We start from the raw sequence: 20,435 nt of genomic DNA, 5'->3' as shown, positions 1-20,435 counted from the left end.
GAGATCATGAGAAAGAACTTAAAAGTTAGCTTCATTGCCTTGATGTGTACACTATTTTTTAATCAATTTACATTTGGCCAACAGTCAAAACAGGATGAGAAACAGGCTTTAACGCAGATTCTCCTTAATTTGAGCCTACAATTTAAAGTCAATTTTTTATACGAGGAAAGTCAGCTTAAGCAAAAACAGATTGGTTATCAGGCTAGTAATTTTACTGGCAAACCTTTAAAAAAGATTTTAGATGCCGTTGTTTTACCCCTTAATTTATCGTGGTATAAGGTAGATGATAAAAACTATTCTGTTTTTCCCACGGTCTCTAAAATCGCAGCACCTGTGGAGCAGAAGATAACCCCTGATACCGCAGATTCTATTTCAAAAGAACAGGTAAGCGGCCGTTTGCTGGATGAATATGCCAAACCATTGGACTATACCACCGTTACTTTGCTTGTAGCCTCCGACTCCTCTTTTGTCGTTAACACGTTAACGGATCCTGATGGGAAGTTTACCTTTCCGTCGGTTAAACCGGGCGTTTACAAAATTAAAATTTCTCCCATAGGCTATAGTCCTCATACCACTAAGCCGTTTAAAGTTGGCGGTGATGCATCGGTTAGTATTGCTCCAATTGCGATGCAGTCTTCAGGAGAAAATTTAAAGGAAGTTAAAATTACGGCCAGCAAACCCCTGGTAGAAGCTAAAAGTGATAGGTTGGTTTTTAACGTAGACAATAGCGCCATGGCAGTTGGCAATTCGCTGCAGGTATTAAAATCGGCACCTTTTGTGCGGATCTCTGCAGATAACTCGGTGAGTTTACAGGGAAAACGGACCATGATTTTAATTGACGGTAAACCTGTGCCGGATGCGGCATTGGAAAATATCCTGCAAACCTTGCCGGCAGGAAACATCCTTAAAATTGAATTAATTACACAACCTTCTGCTAAATATGATGCCTCCTTTGGCGCTGTGATTAATATCATCACGAAAAAAAGTCAGATTGAAGGTTTCACGGGCGATGTCCGTGCTGATGGCTCAATGGGAAAATATGCTAGTGCTAACTTGAACACCTCCGCTACTTACAAACGCAAAAGTCTTACCCTCAATGCTAGTGGCGGTATTACCAAAGGAACCAATATTTTTAGTATAAGTTCGGAAAGGTTCCAGGATCCTGCCGATCCTTTATACTATTTAACCAATAACTGGTCACGGATATCGCACGATAATCTTTATAATTTCCAGGCAAGCACCGAACTCCAGCTCGATAAACATCAAAGCATCGGACTTTTTGCAAATGGGGGCATCTTTTATTTTCAAGGACCATGGGCAACAACGAATGATTTTGGCCGGAAAAACATCCGTATCGATTCGGTATCGTATACTGATGCTATCTTTAACCAACGTGCCAGTTCTTATACCTATAACTTCAACTATCATCTTTTGTCCGATTCAGGAAAAAATGATCTTGTGGTACTCGCGACCTTTACGCCATGGAAACGTAATCTCTTCCAGGATTTTCCTTCAGTGCTCTATGATGGAGCAGGCAATATCATCAGGATTCCGACCCACTACCAGAATAGGAATAAGGCTGCTATTGATGTTTATATCGGTCAGGCTGATTACACACATGAGTTGAAAAAGCAATGGAAGCTTGAAACCGGATTTAAATTTCAGTACACCAATTCCAATACAAGCGTAGATTATCAGGACAACCGCAACGGTAAGTTTGAACCCAACCCAATATTTTCCAACCAAAGTAACTTAAAAGAATCCATTGCTTCAGTTTATGGAATATTGAGCAAAGATTGGAAGAAAGATAAGTTACAGCTTGGTTTAAGGATTGAAAATACCCGAGCTGATTTTGTGGGCAACTTTAAACAGAATTACAGTAATTTCTTCCCGACATTTCTTTACAAGCATGATTTTAACCAGGATAATAATATTTCCATTTCCTATAAGCCAACCATAAACCGTGCGCCTTATTACGAACTTGTACCCTACACCGTACTGCTTAATCGCTATACCATTGAGCAAGGTAACCCATCTCTTACGCCACAGTTTGATTATACCTACACTTTAAGTACGAATATACATAAGCTTAATTTTTCGCTAAGTTACACCCATACAAAAGGTACTATCGGACTATTCCCTTACAAACAGGACCTTACAACAAAAGTTACTTATTTTACGCGGCGGAATCTTAACCGGGCATCGGACTTTTCGCTTTATTTGTTTTATCCAATCAAAATCAACAATTGGTGGGAAACCCTCAATAGCGGTACACCCATTGGCTATAATACCGCAGAAGGGCAAGTCTTAGGTGACAACTACAAACTGGCTGCTTTTCATTCTGACTTTAAAAGTTCGCAGGTTTTTAAAATTTCAAAAGACCTGAAGCTACAGGTGGATGCCTATTACTGGACCAACTATGTGCAGGATCTTTCGAAAAATAGTGGTTATAAAAATATCGATGTGTCCTTTTTGCTTAGCCTTTGGGAAGGTAAAGGACAGCTCCGCGTAGGTGGAAATGAACTGGTTTTTAAGCGTAACGATTACCTTGTGGAACGTGGTTATGGCACTTTTAATTCGGCAGAACGTGTTAGCAACGATAGCAAACGTGTTTTTGTAGGGTTCACTTATAAATTTGGTAAATCAAAAATACAAAAATCGGATATTAAACTGGGTAATGAAGATGCGTTGAAAAGATTATAAAATTGTTGACTGGATAAACCAATTAATTTGACCCTCTTCTAACTGATTGTAGACAGAATACAGATGTATTTTGTATCACGGAATCGCAGTATCTTCTGTCAATAAGTAGTGCTTTACAAATTCATACCATGCAAAGTTTTATATTTTAGAAACTTGCAGCTGTGGTTCACCGCCCTATATTTTTCTGATTTATCATATGTTATACCAAACTAAATGCAAAAGTTTCTTGCTATTTCCTACAGATAAAATTTCTTGTGTTCGTTGCAAGCGAATGTCGATAGACGCACCTTATCACTTACATTTGGTTTGGTATAATATAAATATTACGGGTAGAAGAAGAAAACCCTCTAAGGGAAATTTTACGGGTAGAAGGAGACCAAAAGTTAAAATAGGTGAAGGGATTTTACCTGGGTATTTTTGTGAAACATCTCCAAACAAAGAAGATGCTAATAATTATTATCTTTAAAGACCTATCAGTACACTAATAAAAAAATAGAGCATATTTGTAATGCATTCATAATAAAACTTTGGTTTTCAACTTCACTTGTGGGTATGTAAAAGGATACAAACTTCATGAGTTTAGTGAACGTTTAACGCCTGTCAGGAAAGGGTGAAATAATCTATATAGCTATCAAACCAAGGTATATAAGATTACAAGACATTAATGTATTTTAAAGCGATATGAAAAAAATACTCGTTACCGGCGGTGCAGGATTCATCGGTAGCAACTTAATTCTGAAACTACTTCGGCATCCCGAAAATAGCGTCGTATGCCTTGATAATTATAATAAAGAAAATCCGCAAGGTGTTAGCGGGAATAAGAAGTACGTTCTAAATATCGAAAATCCGAATTTTCAATATTTAGAAGGGGACATCAGAGATGCTCATCTTCTCGAAAATATTAAAGGTATCGACATTATTGTACATCTGGCTGCCGAGACTGGTGTACGTTCGAGCCTGGACATCCCTGAACACTATGTTGAAAATAACATTGTAGGAACACAACGTCTCTTGGCTTTTGCTAAAAATCAACATATAACGCAGTTTGTTTTTGCCTCTTCCAGCAGCGTTTATGGTGAAAATAGTGAATTGCCATGGATGGAAAATAACGAACTTAAGCCTATTAGTCCCTATGCTTCAACTAAGATTTCCGGAGAATCGTTGGGCCGGGTATATAGCCACCTTTACGGGATTAGGTTTATTGCTTTAAGGTTATTTACCGTGTATGGCCCTTTACAACGAGCTGATTTGGCGATATGCAAATTATTTGACGCATTAGACCACAATAAAGAATTCAGTGTTTATGGTGATGGAAATGACTCGAGAGATTACACTTATGTAGACGACGTAACAGACGCTTTTGTCTCTGCCATTTTCTATCAAAAGTCCAATTTTGAGATAATTAATGTTGGGAGCGGAAAGGCTGTCAGGCTAAATGAAGTTATTAAGATTGCTGAATCAATATCTGGGAAAAAAATAACCCTGAAATTTACTGAAAGACAGGCTGGGGATGTTCGAATAACTTGTGCGGCTATTTCTAAAGCCAAACAATTACTAAATTATAATCCTAAAAATACGCTTTTAGATGGGCTGACAAAGTATAACGATTGGCTTAAATTACAATAAATGAACATCTAAAATATTTTACAATTCATTTTTTGAACAGTTTTTCACACCTGATGACTGTAGCATGTCCAGGATTCAAATATTCCAAGCCTGCCAATTCCACCATAAATTTTAAGCAGAGACTTTCAATAGCTTCGATAGTGTCACTCGATTGAAAAAAAAATCTTAAGAAAGTCAAATTTTGTATTCGAATAGTCACTTTGTATATTTTCTCAAAATTGTTAATGACTAATTTTAGGTATTGAATAACCACACCTTTGGTTGTTCACTAACCAGATAAGCAAATTAGATCAACTGATTGGTTTAGTTTCTTATGGATAAGGAGTATTGGTTCGCAATGTTCCACTTCTTAAATAAGAACTAAAATCATTATAACAGTTGATAATGAATATTTAAAAACCAAATAGCTCTTAATTCATGAATATATCCGACAAATTAAGTAGTCCAAATTGGATCGTTTTTCAACTTATTGAAAAATGCAATTTACGATGTAAAATGTGTTATCAATGGGGTGATACGGGATCTTATCATGAAAAAGAAAAATTAACGACCTTATCATTTAAGCACGTAAAGAAAATTATTAAAGATTGCGCAGGCACAAAACCAACTTTTGGTTTATTTGGGGGAGAACCATTCCTGCATCCCAATGTATTTGAAATCATAGAATTAATTATCGACCAGGGGTGTTACTTATATGCGGCCACAAATGGAACGCTAATTGAAAAGTATGCACAAGAACTGGTCGATTCAAAAATAAACCGTTTGTGGGTATCCATAGATGGTCCGCAGGAAATAAATGACCTTCAACGTGGTAACGGCGTATACAAGAGGGTAATGAAGGGGATTGATAAGCTTACCAAGCTAAAAAAGGCTACTGGTAGCAAAAATCCTGAATTGGGGATTACCTACATCGTTACACCAAATAATGCTGAACATATTGAGGATTTTTTCTTCAACCATATCAATCTCGATGATTTTGCAGGTGTAAGTATCGAAATGCAGAATTTCGCAACCGTTGACAACCATCTTGATTATATTGAGGTCTTGAATTCCGAATTCAAGTTAAAAACCATGGCCCCGATTGCAAGTGGGCTGGTTCAAGACCCTTCTATTTTTGCTTCGCTTGATATTGATCGCATTACCGAACAAATTCATAAGGTTAAAATCTTGTGTGATTCGAAACAAATTATTCTCAATACCTCACCCAAAACGGTAAGCACCGACAACTATAAAAACTATTTTTCTGCACAATGGGATAAAATGGAGGATAGAAAGAGCCATTGTGTATTCCCATTTATTCAGGCAGAAGTTACCGCAACGGGTGATGTAGTAGGGTGCCATACTTTTTATGACCTGCCAATGGGTAACATCTATAACACAGACTTTTTGGATATATGGAACGGAGAACGCTGGCAGAACCTGAGGAAATTTATAAGAAAAGAACTTTTCTCCATTTGCACTTCCTGCTGTAGCTATTATTATAATCCAAGTTCTAACTACTAAAATATGAAAAAAACGCTCGAAAACATCGAAATTGGTCTGATAAGGTTTTCTTTTATCATATTCTGTATTATTTTATTTCCGCTTCTTTTTATAAATACAGTTGTTCATAAAAGACAGATAAAGAAGGATCCATTCTATAAAAGTTATATAGTAAGGCTTTATGAGCGCTATCCTTTAGCCTATGAGGCTTATATATTAGTTATGAATTTTCCTTTATTTTACAACGTTTACAATGTGCTTCCTCCCTTATCCGAAAAAGTACTCCAGGTTGGCTGCGGTACAGGAGCATTAAATATCTACCTTAAAAGGAAAGGAAAAGCTGAAAATCTAGAGCTATACAATCTGGATACCAATATAAATAGCATCAATTTCGGCATCAAACGGAAAGCTTTTACCAGCTTTATACATTCAGATATTAAAAACGCACCTTTTGAGGATGGCTTCTTTAAAACCATTGTTTTTGCAAGATGCCTTCATCATATCAAAAACCATAAAAAAGTGTTTAAAGAATGCGAACGCCTCTTGGCTGATAATGGCACAATTATCATTAGCGATCATATTGATTTATTGCCAAATTCTCCTGACCACAGTTATATGATGAATTCAAATATAGATGGCGTAATCTGGAGATACAACGAAAAAGGACTAAAATCGCACCTCGAAAAAAACCTGCCCGATAATTTAAAAATTAAATCTCTAAAGGCAGTTCGTCAAAAATGCATCACGAACTATAACTCGTTTTTTCCAAATGCCGATGGATTGGTTGTAATTGAAAAACTTAATAATTAACCGCTACGCCATGTTCAACGATAATAAAGCACCAAAGTGGATTGTACTTCAGCTTGTCGAAAAATGTAACCTGCGCTGCAAAATGTGCTACCAATGGGGAGAAACAGGCTCTTACCTCGATTTTGGAAAGGAAAATTTAAAGCTTCTTAGTTTTGAAGTTATCAAAGATATAATTAACGATTGCGGGGATACTAAACCCTATATCGGTCTTTATGGAGGAGAACCCTTAATGCACCCGGAGATATTCGAAATTCTTAGATTTCTGAAAGAAAAAGAAATTAAGACTTACATAGATACCAATGGAACATTGAATGAAAAAAATGCGGAAAAATTAATTGATAGCAAGGTGGATTTGCTATGGATTTCACTAGATGGGCCACCCGATATAAATGACCGACAGAGGGGCAATGGTGTATATAAACGGGTAATCAAAGGGATTGACAGGATTTCTTATTTAAAAAACCAGAGGAATGTAACAACGCCTAAGCTTGGTATTTCATTAACCGTGACACCACTTAACTATGCATACATCAACGAACTGTTTTTCGATAACCTGGATTTATCGCAGATTGGCAGCATTAGCATCGAGTTGCAGAATTTCGCTACAGCCGAAGAGCATTCCGAGTATGCAAAAATACTGAATGAAGAATTTGAGCTCAATACAACAGCTCCGATCGCTAAAGGCCTTGTTCAGGATCCGGCAATATTTTCAGAAATGGATACTGTTTTAATTACAAGCCAGCTGGTTCGCCTGAAAGAAGCGTGCATTGAAAGGGGGATAAATTTTAATAGTTCGCTGAAAACATTGGAGCCAAGCAACTTTAAGAGCTATTTCGAAGGAAATTGGAATGAAATGGGAGATAAAAAGCACCATTGTTCCTTTCCTTTAACTTACGCAGAAATAACGGCCAAAGGAGATGTTGTAGTCTGTCACACATTTTATGATCATATTTTGGGCAATGTCTACGAAACTGGATTCAATGCTATCTGGAATGGTGAAAAATTAAAAAAATTAAGGTCTTATCTGCGCAAGCAACTTCTCCCAATCTGTACTGCATGTTGCAGGTATTATTATAACCCGGCTTCAGGTACAAATTAAAATAAATCTAAAAATAAGAAAATGATAGAAACAATAAAAAAAGTTATCGCGAAGGTAACAGATGATCCAGTTTTGGTTTCAACACTCTCCGAAGATTCTGATATTATAAATGAGGTGGGATTAGACTCATTGCAGATGATAGATTTTATGCTACAAATTGAAGAAGAGCTCGATATCGAACTAGATTTTGATAAGATCGATATCTCACACCTGCATTCGATTAAGTCATTTGCAGCTTTTCTTTCCAGCCATCAGAATAACAACTAGTCTTTTTAATAAACGATGGCAAAAAATACCCTATATCTTGCATCATTTAATGCCGAGCGCTTCTGGCGGAAAGATTCCATGAGTAATTTGCCCTCGTTTGTCGATAAACAGGCCGATACCATAATTGAAGCCATGGATGAAACCCAGTTTTTGTTTTCGAATCATGCCGATGATGTTGTATGCACAAGGTATCCCATGAATAAGCTCCATCGGGAATATCTCTGGGAATTGGGTTTCAAATTTAAAAATAATGAACAACCACTGGAAAATATAGATTTACAAATTCCTGATTTTTCTCAAGGGATGTGTGAGTTGATATATAACCATAGAGATAAGTTTTACTTTAATGGGTTACTTGAAAGTGTTGATTGCCTTTCCCCATTTGCAATTATTCCTTTTGCCGCAGAATTATGTGGACATTTTGCCGTAAATACAAGAATCCCATCTCTTGAGGTAACTAAAAAAGTCAATTCCAAAATCTTTTCTACAGTTGTTGCGCAGGATTGTCATTCAGATTTGGGTGGGCACATCATTAATTCCTCCGAAGATTTAAGGACTTTGGGGCTGGAGCTGCTGGAGCGGATGCCCTTCTTAATAAAAGACCCTTTTGGCGTATCTGGAAAGGGAAATATCCTGATTGAAAAAGAACATACGTTAAACCACATCTGCAAATATTTAAATAAACAAGAACTAACGGGTAAGGAAACCCAATTTTTAATCGAACCGTTTGTCGCAAGAAAAGTTGATTTTTCTTCACAATTTACCATTAATGAAGACGGAAGTTATGATTTGATGGCGGTCCAGCAAATGAACAATAAAGGTTTTAGCTTCTCGGGAATCCAAGGCATATTGCCATCCTTCTATGAAATGCTGGAAAAAAAAGGATACTTCGGTATAGTAGAAAAGGTAGCCGGCAAATTATTTAATGAAGGATATTTTGGTCCGGTATGTCTTGATTCTATGATCCTGGAAGACGGCGCTATGGTGCCTATAGTAGAAATCAATGCCCGCAAATCAATGAGTTTCTTAAATCTTCGGGTTACCCAGTATCTAGCTCCTTATCAAGTCTTTAATAACCTTATTACATTTTCTTTTAGTTCATCGGGTGAGGTAACGTTTGAGGAACTGTATCGTAATCTTGAAGAAAATAATCTTTTGTTTAACTTGAATAACCTTTCTGGCTTGCTTCCCTTATCTGCCAATACTTTTGACATCAACAGCAAACTAAGTCGTGAAATGGTGAAAGGAATGGTAAAGGGGAGGCTTTATGCATGTCTAATCTATAAAAACCATAAGCAAATGGACGAACTCTACACCAGGCTCTTAAATCTGTTTGAAAACTTGAATCTAAGATTGTTATAATGTCGAAAACTAGCCCGATTTCAATTCTATGCGCAGGTCCTGGACTGGGGTTCTATATTCCCGGCATCCTTGCTCACAGGCAATTAAATCAAGCTGGCTTAGCTGCTGTTGTCCATGTTTTCGAAGATTTTTTGGTTGAGCACAAAAAGCAAAATGTTCCAAAAGCGAAAATTAATTTTCACAGAAATTTTTCTTTTGCGCTGATGGGTCAGAATCTCGCGAAAGATCCCAGCTCACACCTGGATGAATACCAGGTCGAACAATTGTTATCGCTTTGGCAGAAGGAAGAGCGCAGGCATTTTATGGTATTTTCCGGCTTTTGGATTCCCCTTTTACGACGCTATGGCGATCGTGTTGGTATAGCGGAATTGTTTATCGATTTGTGCCATGTTGATTCTGCTCCTTCAACCTCATGGAGCTTGTTTGATACCGCTTCGGCCGAGTATAACCACGTATGGTTTAATAATTGGGAAAATAAAAAGGTTTCCTATTACATCGATGTATCAGGCGCACCGGTGATCCCATATGAAAAACGTGGAAAATCTTTTGTGATTCATGGTGGAGGATGGGGCATGGGCACTTATAAAGAAAAGCTGAATGAACTGAACCGATCTAAGCTAATGCTCGATGTTATCGCCTATGAATATGGTGACCTCGACCAGCGGCATGAGTTAAATAATTATTATATGATAGATCCACAGTGGAATACATGGGATCTTGATCAAAACGGTCTGCATCAGTTCCCCCCATTTGGCCAGGCAGATTTTTCAGGAAAGGTCAGCTTTAAAGAAAATTTTCATTATCCAGAGATTTATAACATTATACGAAATAGTATGGCGATTATAAGTAAACCGGGCGCCGGTACGCTTTTGGATTCCTTGTCCTCCGCTACACCTTTAGTATCCCTTAAACCATTTGGGGGTTATGAAAATAAAAATGCGCTATTGTGGGAGCACTTCGGATTGGGGACTTCATTCGAAAATTGGGAAGCCTCGGGTTTTTCCGAAAAACTACTCAGCGAGATGCACAAAAACCTTGTGGAAATGCGCGCCTCCGCCAAAGATTACATCAAAACCTATATCAACAACTTTATCTATGGAACTTAAATCATCTGTAAAATTTGACCCGGAAACCTTTGATCGGCTGCAAAAAAGAATCAAAGATTTATCCACAACCAAAAAGGCGCTTTTCACAAATCCGACTTATGCATCACCCATTCCAACCGAAGTGGATATTCAACTGACCTACGCTTGTAACCTGCGGTGCAAAATGTGTTATCAGTGGAATGATGACGGCTATTTCCATAGTTATAACAAAGAAATTCAGAACAAGGAAATTGCTGTTGATATTTTCCAAAAAATTTTACAGGAAACCCATCCCGCAAAATCAAGGCTCTACCTATGGGGAGGCGAGCCGCTATACCATACCAAATGGGATGAAATTGCTGACCTCTTAGAAAAAGATAAAAGATACACCGTAATGTGTACCAATGGCATCCTGCTCGAGAAGCGTATGGAGTCTTTGCTGAAAATATCTGATAACTTAGCCTTACTGGTTAGTATCGATGGGCTTGGCGAAGTAAATGATGCATTAAGGGGGAAAAAAACTTTTGAAAAACTGATCAAACAAGTGAAACTGGTCCTTGAAGAGCAAAAGAACGGGAACTATAAAGGTACGGTTTCTGTAAATGTTGTTTTAAATGATGAATTAGTTCCACATCTTTACGAGTTTGTCGAGTATTTTGAAGATTTGGGAATTGATTCCATTTATTTTAATTATCCATGGTTTATCTCAACTGAAAGAGCGGAATTAATGGACCGGTTTTATGCTGAAAATTTTGCCCACCACGACAGTACCCCATCCCACAGCGTTGCCAGTTGGCATTCATATTCTTTTAAACTTAGTCCTCAATCAGCTGAAGTTTTAAATGAACAAATCTTCAAGCTAAACTCCAGGGTTTGGAAATTGCGGGTTAGATTTCAGCAACAACTCGAAGCAAATGAAATTAATGATTTCATACTAGACACCTATGTTCCCAAAAAGAAATGTTATGCACTTTCCAACCGGATTGAAGTCCTTGCTGATGGAAAGGTTGGAACATGTAGTAAATTTTTCCCGGAACTTTCTATCGGGGATCTAAATTCGCATAGCTTACTCGAAATCTGGAACAGTGGTAAGTTTAATTACCTGCGAAATATTTTAAGCAAAGGCCTGATGCCAGTATGTTCCAAATGCGTTTTATTATACCGTAATGGAATATAATCCTATAATTTTCTCAAACTGAATATAAATAACTACTCCCTATCTAAAACATATTAAATATTTAATGATCTACAAATTTTACCTCTCAATAGTTGCGCTTTGCCTATTTTCCTCATATGCTTCTGCGCAGAAACTGGTTACGGTTAAGGGCAAGGTTATAGATTCGGCATCTAAACTACCTGTCAGTTTCGTGACTGTAGCCTTAAAAAGCCATAGCGGAACCGCGATCAAAAGTACCCTCACCAAAGAAGATGGCAGTTTCGAGTTGGTAAATATAAAAAATGACAATTACTCGCTCAACATTCTGGCTTTAGGATATCATCTGAAAACGGTCGCAATAGCTTTAACCGATGTTTCAAAAACTGTGACTGACCTTGGAAATATTCCTTTTAGTACCAAAGATAACCAGCTTCAGGAAGTAGTGATTTCAGGAAACAGGCCGTTAGTTACCCAGGAGGTAGATCGTATTAGCTATGATTTGACGGCCGACCCAGATAGCAAACGTGAAAATATGCTCGAGGTGCTCCGCAAGGTTCCCCTTTTATCGCTGGATGATGAGGATAATGTTAAATTAAAGGGTGGCACTGACTTCAAGATATTTGTAAATGGAAGACCCTCTGGCGTTATGGCTAAGAATCCCACAATGGCGCTGCGTGCAATGAGGGCGAAAAATGTGAAGAAGATCGAGGTTATTACCACTCCCTCGGCTAAATATGATAGTGAAGGAACTGCAGGAATTATCAACATTATCACCAATACTGACCTGGAAGGGTATAACCTGATTTTAGAAGCCTTTGATAATACAATAATCGCTTCAGGTGTCGGTGCCGCATTTACAGTAAAAAAGAACAAACTTGGCGCTACGGGTTATATAGGTCGTTGGTTCAGGGATTATCCCAATACAATGACCACCAGTTACAGGGCTCCTATGCTAGGCTCCATGTCAAGGGTGGAACAGGATGCAGATTCGAAACCCACTGGAACTTCCACCCCTTTCAACGCTGACCTAAGTTATGAGATCGATTCGCTTAACCTCCTAACAGGTTCGGTATTACTCTCGCTTGAAAAACGGAAATATGATGGAGAACAGTTTTTAAGAAGCTACGCTGAAACAGGTAACCTCAGCTATGCTTATAACGTTCAAAATACGACACTTACAGACGATAAAGTAGATGATTTTGGGCTGAATTACCAATTGGGTTTCAAGAAGCATAAAGATATGCTGCTGACAGCATCATACCGATATTCCAAAACCAGCTCGGATTATGATAACACCAACTCTACTGGCCAGGTATTCAATTATTCCGCTGACATAGTTAATCAGCGAAACAACTCTGGCTTGGTTGAGCAAACTGCGCAATTGGATTATATTAAACCTTCAAAAAAACTTAGTATCGAGGGTGGGATAAAACTGATTGCCCGAAGCAGCTACAGTGACTTTAATACAGAAAGAAATTTGGGAAGTATTTCGTTTTTAAGTTCCGATGAGTTTAATTACGATCAGGATGTTTATAGTATCTATAACTCCTATCAACTGAAGCAGGAAAACTGGACTGTAAAAGCAGGTATCCGGCTGGAGAGTACGCTGGTAAATGCAACATTTATAACAGCCAACGCCGATCTAAATGTTAAATATGCTAATTTAGTTCCATCGCTTTCAGTGCAGAGAAGACTTAACGGTGCCTCAGGTATAAACATAGGATATACCCAGCGGGTATTGCGTCCTGGAATCTTACAGTTAAACCCATTTGAAAACCGTTCTAATCCACTTATCTATACTTCTGGTAACCCCAGGCTTCAACCAGTAATCAGTCATAATTTTGACCTCGCCTACAATCGGTCGTCGAAAGGTAATCTCAATATTAGCCTGAGTTATGCCAGATCCAATAATACTATCCAAGAGGTATCGCTATTGGGTAATGACCAAATTACACGGTTTAACTATGAAAATACTGGTAGCAGCAATATACTTGGAGCCAACATCAGCATCAATTACCCCATCGTTAAACGCCTTAGGATAAATGTAAACGGACTGGTACAGCAGGTATGGCTCAAAGGTACAGTGAATGGAAATAATAGCAGCAACAGTGGATTGCAGTATAATACCAATGCAGACCTTTCCTATAACCTGAAAAATGATTGGCAGCTGGGATTAGTTGTAAAGAATTATGGCCCAGTAATTACCCTTCAGGGAAAGACCAATAGCTTTGTAAATTCAACCTTCCGTCTGAATAAAGAGTTTTTCAAAAATAAGCTGGGCATCATCTTCAATGCCTATAGCATTTTTCCCGCTTACAGGATAAGAACATCTACGCTGATTACGCCAGATTTTTATCAGGATGTCAGAACCAAAAAACTGGCAAGGGGGTTTTACCTCAACATTTATTATAATATCGGTCAGTTGAAAGAAAAAGTGGTTAAAAATAAGCGGAACGTAAAGAATGATGATCAGGAAAAGAAAAAAGGAGACCCTAGTGAACTCTGAATCTTTTGATTTTTTTATTTTAAATGTAACTCATGAGGTCAATGGATTATCACCAAAAATTTAGTTTATTACCATCACAAAGAGGCATTTGGCTGGCCAGTCAAACGCAGGAAAGATCTATAGCCTATAATATCACCGGAGTATATTCAATTAAAGGGTATATGGAAATTGAGCTGTTGAAATCTGCGATCAAACAGGTTATTGATAGGCACCAAAGTTTAAGATTGACATTTTCCTTCGATCTAGATGAGCTGAAACAGCAGATCATGCCTATCAAGGAAACATCTACTGACTACGAATATATTGATATTAAAAATGTTGATAACCAGGCAGCTGTTATGGAAAGTTTAATTGATAGCGCCTGTTTAAAGGAATTTGATCTAAGCAGTGGCGTTTTAATTAGAACGAAAATAATAAGTATAACAGATAACGAATTAAGATTGGTTGTTGTTGCCCATCACGTAGCGGCCGATGGGTATTCATTTGGGATATTCATTAAAGATCTTTTTGCTTGCTATAGTCAAAAGCGCATTTTACCTGAATTGTCATTTAAAAAGTTTGTGGAAGATTCCCAATTGATGTATTCCAACGAATATCTACTGGAAAAAAAGAATTTTTGGCTTCAGCATCTCGGTACAAAGCCATCTGTTTTAAATCTGCCATATGATTTCCGTAAACCTAATGCTCAGGATTTTAAGGGGAGGAGTAAAGTTTTTAAACTTTCAAAAGAAAGAACTACCGAGATAGTGCAGTTTGTCGCTTCTGAAAAAACAACAATGCTTGTTTTTTTACTTGGTGTTTTTAAAGTTTTTCTTTACAAGATCACACAACAACAGGATATTGTTGTTGGTGTTCCATTTTCAGGTCGTAACAATTCTACGAATGATCATATCGGAATGTTTGTAAATACGGTTGCGATAAAAAGTATAGTTCAGGAAACGGATACGTTTAGGCAGTATTTAAGAGTTTTAACTAGAAATGTAATCCAAGGCTATAAAAATCAGTATTTTTCTCTTGATCAGCTGTTTGATAGTCCTGAAATCAAAACTGATTTTTATGTAAATCAGCTATTTAACGTCATCATGGTACTTCATGAGAACCTGCGCTCCTTCCAGTTTGGAGATTTGAAGGTTGATTATTGTGAGTTTGAATCGAAAACCTGCCAGTTTGATCTTACTTTCGAGGCAATTGTCGATCAGGATGAACTTAATTTGAGCCTACGCTACAGAACAGAATTATTTCAGGAAGAATCTATAGACCGGTTTATCTCTTATATAAATCTAATACTTGATGCTGTTTTAAAAAAACCTGAACAATCCCTTGAAAATATTTCAGTGCTCAGTTCAGATGAGCGCCTGGTGATAGAAAGTTTTAGGCAAGAAGTTCAATATCCTAAAGATAAAACCATAATTGATTTGTTCCAGGAGCAAGTTGTTAAATCACCTAATGCTGTTGCCCTGATAGACGGAGCAACCATTCTTACCTATCGGGAACTAAATGAACGATCAAACAAGCTGGGGTACTATCTTAAATCCAAGGGGGTAAAACCCGAAACTATAGTACCCATCTTGATGTACCGCAGCTGGGAGATGATCGTATGTGTATTGGGTATATTAAAGGCAGGCGGGGCTTATCTTCCAATGGACCCGCAATACCCTCAGGAGAGGATAGATTTTATGATAGCTGACGCCAATGCTCATATTGCATTGACCAGTTCGGATTGCTTTGCAAACGTAATCTATAGCGAAGCGCTTCTTTGGATAATAATTGATGCAGATTGGCAGGAAATAAATCTGCAGTCAGACCTTAACCCCACTGTTCAATATCAGTCATCCAGCCTTGCATATGTCATTTATACCTCTGGCTCAACAGGAAGACCAAAGGGGGTAATGGTAGAAAATATCAATGTAGTGAGACTATTTTATCATGAAAATCCGTTGTTTGATTTCAGCGCTGAAGATGTATGGCCGCTGTTTCATTCCTTTTGCTTTGATTTTTCGGTATGGGAAATGTATGGGGCATTGTTTTACGGGGGGCGTTTAATTATTGTTAAAGATGAGGTAGCAAAGGATAGCGAACGATTTGCTGATTTTTTAGTTCAGCAAGACGTAACGATACTGAATCAAACGCCCTCTTCTTTTTATGTCCTCCAGGATTTTCTTGTAGATAATGTTCATCATCTGTCACTGAAATATCTAATATTTGGCGGGGAAGTACTAAATCCAGTGAAGTTAAGGTCGTTTGACCAAACTGTCGGTGCAGCTAGGGTAATTAATATGTACGGAATAACTGAAACCACAGTTCACGTAACCTTCTACCAAGTTTCAAATTCAGATTTGTCCAGTTCAAGAAGCATGATTGGCAAGGCAATTCCTACGCTGAATGTTTATATACTTGACCAGCACCAGCATTTGGTTCCAATTGGTAAACCTGGTGAAATTTATGTTTCAGGTCCTGGTTTGGCCAGAGGATATTTAAATCTTCCCGAGCTAACTAAAACTAGATTTTTGAACGACCCATTTAGCCAGCATCCAGGAGAGAGGATGTATAAAACCGGAGATATAGGTAAATGGTTGCCTGACGGGAATATTGAATATTTAGGTCGAAATGATGATCAGGTCAAAATACGGGGGTACAGGATAGAGCCAGCTGAAATAGAAATGGTAATCGCAAAATGCCCGCTGGTCAAAAAAACAGTTGTATTGGTAACCGGAAATAAGTCCAATGAACTCAGAATCGCGGCTTATGTCGTGCCAAGCAAACGATTTGACAGATATGGTATTTTATCATATCTCAACAATGTATTGCCTCACTATATGATTCCAGGGCTATTGATTGAAGTACCAGAAATCCCTTTGACTTCTAATGGCAAGATAGATAAAAAAACACTTCTTGGTTTTGCAGAAACTTACATAGAAGACCGTGATTTTATGATGCCCTGTAGCAGTATGGAAATAAATTTGGCGGAAATCTGGAAAGCTGTACTTAATATAGATCGGATTAGTGTAAAGGATAATTTTTTTCATCTGGGTGGCCATTCTCTATCTGCCATCAGGCTCTGTTCCCAAATTCGCAGAACCATAGGGCTAAATTTATTTCCCAAGGATATTTTCAGCTATCCAGTTTTGCATGATTTGGCCATGTATTTGGAAAGTGCCGATAAAGTAGGCAGCCAGGGAAAAATAACCGCTATAGAAAGGCCGACTAAGATACCTTTATCTTTTGGGCAGGAACGGATGTGGTTCATTGACCAGTCAGAAGGCAGTATCGCCTACCACATATCCGTTGTTTTACGTATAAAAGGTTTGCTCGATCAGCAAGCTCTCTATTCAGCACTTCAATTTTTAGTTGAGCGTCATGAAATATTGCGCACGGTGATAGATTATGAAAACGGACAGGGGTTTCAGTCCATTTTGCCATCCTCACTTTGGAAACTCACCAAGATTGTATTTTCAGGCAATGAAACCGAAGATGAGGTCCGTTCGGTTATAAACCAGTTCATCAACAAGCCCTTTAACCTATTATCTGATTATAACCTTAGGGCTGAACTTATGCTGGTTGGGGAGCATGAGTCCATTCTAATCATGAATTTCCACCATATTGGTTTTGATGGGTGGTCAATCCCCATTCTGCTCAGGGAAATCGGTTCTCTGTACAATAGCCATCATTCTGGAGTTGGTTCGATGCTGGAAACACTGGCTGCCCAATATGCTGATTATGCCATCTGGCAGCGGAAATATTTAACCCCCGAAAGGTTATCAGGTAAGCTTGAATATTGGAAAGGAAGACTTTCAGGCTCAGCCCAATTAAATATGCCTTTCGATTTTAATAAACCTAAAGTTCATAGTAGGGCCGGAGCAACGTTTCTATTCCCAATAAGCGGAAAGGTATATGAAGATTTGCAGTCATATTGCATGAATCGGCAAACAACCTTATATATTACATTGCTCACTGCATTTAACGTACTGTTATCACGTTACAGCGGTCAGGAAGATATTAGCGTGGGTACCCCGGTTGCAGGCAGAATTCCTGCTGATACCGAGGGGCTAATCGGTTTTTTTGTCAATACAGTGGTTATCCGCAGTAACCTAGAGCAGGATCCATCTTTTGATACTCTTTTACAGCAGATAAAAAACACCGTATTAGAGGCCTCCGAAAACGAAGAAGTTCCTTTCGACAAGGTTGTTGAATCCTTAAGCAAAGACCGTCAGCGTGGGACGAACCCTCTTTTCCAGGTGATGTTTTCGATGGTCTACAAGGAAGACAGCAACCTATTGCTCAGTATGGCAGATCTTGATGTTTCATTTGAAAGGACTTTTCAGCCTACTTGCAAGTTCGACCTTTCTTTTTTTGTAGAAGAAACCAAAACGGGACTCGAAGTAAACATCGAATATAGCACTGCGCTTTTTCAGCAAGAATCCATCAGCCGAATGGCTGGCCATTACAAAAGTATTATCGCTAATCTGTTAAAAAACCCGTCAGGTTCGATCAATAGTTTTCCATTATTAACAGATGAGGAGCAACTTAAATTAATCAATAATGTAGAAGTTCCTTACGCCTCAGAAAAAACCATCGTAGATATTTTTGAGCAGCAAGTGATCCGCTCTGCTGATGCTATTGCGCTCATATGCGGCGAAACCCGGCTCAGCTATAAAGTACTTAACGAGCGCTCAAACAGGTTGGGTAATTACCTCCGTAAAAAAGGTGTAAAAAGAGGAGCAATCATTCCAATCTGTATGCCCCGCTGTTGTGAGATGGTTGTGGGCATGATCGGGATACTTAAAGCAGGAGCAGCCTATTTACCAATTGATCCGCAATATCCTAAAGAGCGGATCGATTACCTTATCGAGGATGCTCAGGGAAATATGCTATTGACCCACTCAAACTCTCGTGAAGTATGTGCTGCCAGAAAAGATCTATTACGAATAGAACTAGATGTTGACTGGGCTGAAATCAGTTTGGAACCAGATTCAAAATTAACCTCGGAATGCACGCCAGCTGATCTAGCCTATGTGATCTATACCTCAGGTTCAACCGGGAAACCAAAAGGCGTGATGATTGAACATTTTAATGTTGTAGGACTGTTCTGCAACGATAAATCATTATTTAATTTCAACGGTCAGGATGTCTGGACGCTGTTCCATTCTTTTTGGTTCGATTTTTCTGTGTGGGAAATGTATGGTGCATTGTTTAATGGTTCCAAGTTGGTTATCGTTGAAGAGGAGATAGTGAAAGATGTTTCGCGATTTTCTGCATTATTGGTTCAGCAGGGTGTAACAGTTCTGAATCAGACACCTTCAGCTTTTTATTTATTACAGGATTTCCTTGGCGAAATTGTTGAGCAGCTTTCATTAAGATACGTAATCTTTGGAGGAGAGGCACTTAACCCAGTAAAATTAAAACCATTACATCAGACAATTGGTTATGCAAGGCTCATAAATATGTATGGGATTACTGAGACGACTGTACACGTAACTTTTCAGGAGATTTCCATTACTCATCTTAATAGTTCAAAAAGTATAATAGGTAAACCAATCCCGACTTTGGGGGTATATATCCTGGACCAACATCAGCTACCTGTTCCAATCGGAGTGCCAGGCGAACTTTATATCATAGGTTCTGGTTTGGCCAGAGGATATCTAAACCTTCCTGAAATGACAGACAGTAAATTCTTAGCGGATCCTTTCAGACCGGGCCCAGGAAGTAAAATGTATAAGTCTGGAGACATCGGCAAATGGTTGCCGGATGGCAGTATAGAATATTTAGGCAGAAACGATAATCAGGTCAAGATACGGGGATACCGCATCGAAACCGGAGAAATTGAGAGTGTGCTAATAGAAAGCAAACTGGTCAACGAAGTTGTAGTAATCGTTCGTGAAGACGTTTATGGAAATAAGCTCATTGCCTACTTTACGGCTGCTGATGCGGTATCGACTTTAAAATTGAGAAAGGTCATCAGTAAATGCTTACCTGCATATTACATGCCTTCTGCATTTATAAACCTGCCAGAAATTCCACTAACAAGTTCAGGTAAGATCGACCGAAACTACCTGGCACAACTTTCAATGCATGCCCTGGTGGGAGATGAATACCGAGAACCCAGTACGGAGCTTGAGATAAAAATTGCCGCCATTTGGAAAGAATTCCTATCTATCGATAGGATAAGTTCGACAGATCTTTTTTTCAATATCGGAGGCAGTTCGCTCCTGGTAATCAGAGTTATCGCGCAGATGCGTCAGGAAATCGGTGTGCACGTGGCTATTGCCGATTTTTTTACAAAGAACCTGGCAGATATTGCCGCAGAATGCAATCAAATAATTTCCTTAAACAACCCTTAAA

12 protein-coding genes are annotated in these 20,435 nt (G+C 38.5%); all 12 read left to right on the top strand.

Annotation, left to right across the window (positions count from 1 at the left end):
• Positions 1 to 6: 6 nt before the first annotated feature.
• The 12 genes from D7004_RS07675 (at position 7) to D7004_RS07625 (ending at position 20,434) form a co-directional block, all read left to right on the top strand.
• Entirely contained in the window at positions 7 to 2,703 is a 2,697-nt protein-coding gene (locus tag D7004_RS07675) for an outer membrane beta-barrel protein (protein WP_167459443.1), read from the top strand.
• Between the two features lie 271 nt (positions 2,704 to 2,974).
• Complete coding sequence (locus tag D7004_RS20615) at positions 2,975 to 3,169, top strand: hypothetical protein (protein WP_167459442.1); 195 nt, start codon at positions 2,975 to 2,977, stop codon at positions 3,167 to 3,169.
• A 215-nt stretch (positions 3,170 to 3,384) separates the two neighbouring features.
• The gene (locus D7004_RS07670; RefSeq protein WP_123205294.1) at positions 3,385 to 4,329 is read left to right on the top strand and encodes a GDP-mannose 4,6-dehydratase; all 945 of its coding nucleotides are present in this window, start codon (positions 3,385 to 3,387) and stop codon (positions 4,327 to 4,329) included.
• Positions 4,330 to 4,746: 417 nt separating this feature from the next.
• Entirely contained in the window at positions 4,747 to 5,832 is a 1,086-nt protein-coding gene (locus D7004_RS07660; RefSeq protein ID WP_123205292.1) for a radical SAM protein, read from the top strand.
• Positions 5,833 to 5,835: 3 nt separating this feature from the next.
• Entirely contained in the window at positions 5,836 to 6,621 is a 786-nt protein-coding gene (locus D7004_RS07655) for a class I SAM-dependent methyltransferase (protein WP_123205291.1), read from the top strand.
• A 10-nt stretch (positions 6,622 to 6,631) separates the two neighbouring features.
• Positions 6,632 to 7,720 carry a radical SAM protein gene (locus tag D7004_RS07650; RefSeq protein WP_148042771.1) on the top strand — a complete coding sequence of 363 codons (1,089 nt, stop codon included), beginning with the start codon at positions 6,632 to 6,634 and terminating at the stop codon, positions 7,718 to 7,720.
• Positions 7,721 to 7,741: 21 nt separating this feature from the next.
• A complete protein-coding gene (locus D7004_RS07645; RefSeq protein ID WP_123205289.1) occupies positions 7,742 to 7,987 on the top strand; it encodes an acyl carrier protein in 246 nt (81 codons plus the stop codon).
• A 15-nt stretch (positions 7,988 to 8,002) separates the two neighbouring features.
• Positions 8,003 to 9,349 (top strand): hypothetical protein, encoded by a 1,347-nt coding sequence (locus tag D7004_RS07640; protein WP_123205288.1) that lies wholly within the window; start codon positions 8,003 to 8,005, stop codon positions 9,347 to 9,349.
• Positions 9,349 to 10,455 (top strand): glycosyltransferase family protein, encoded by a 1,107-nt coding sequence (locus tag D7004_RS20610; protein ID WP_167459441.1) that lies wholly within the window; start codon positions 9,349 to 9,351, stop codon positions 10,453 to 10,455. The genes D7004_RS07640 and D7004_RS20610 overlap by 1 nt, the downstream gene beginning before the upstream one ends.
• Positions 10,445 to 11,611: a radical SAM protein gene (locus D7004_RS07635; RefSeq protein WP_167459440.1), complete on the top strand. Its 1,167-nt coding sequence runs from the start codon at positions 10,445 to 10,447 to the stop codon at positions 11,609 to 11,611. The genes D7004_RS20610 and D7004_RS07635 overlap by 11 nt, the downstream gene beginning before the upstream one ends.
• Positions 11,612 to 11,675: 64 nt before the next feature.
• Positions 11,676 to 14,096 carry an outer membrane beta-barrel family protein gene (locus tag D7004_RS07630; protein WP_123205286.1) on the top strand — a complete coding sequence of 807 codons (2,421 nt, stop codon included), beginning with the start codon at positions 11,676 to 11,678 and terminating at the stop codon, positions 14,094 to 14,096.
• 41 nt (positions 14,097 to 14,137) lie between these two features.
• The gene (locus tag D7004_RS07625) at positions 14,138 to 20,434 is read left to right on the top strand and encodes a non-ribosomal peptide synthetase (protein WP_167459439.1); all 6,297 of its coding nucleotides are present in this window, start codon (positions 14,138 to 14,140) and stop codon (positions 20,432 to 20,434) included.
• The last annotated feature ends 1 nt before the right edge of the window (position 20,435 follow it).

It is taken from the genome of Pedobacter jejuensis, assembly GCF_003725795.1.
Taxonomy (GTDB): Bacteria; Bacteroidota; Bacteroidia; order Sphingobacteriales; family Sphingobacteriaceae; genus Pedobacter; species Pedobacter jejuensis.
The sequence above is the reverse complement of the archived record's forward strand: the minus strand, read 5'-3'. Positions and strand labels throughout refer to the sequence as shown.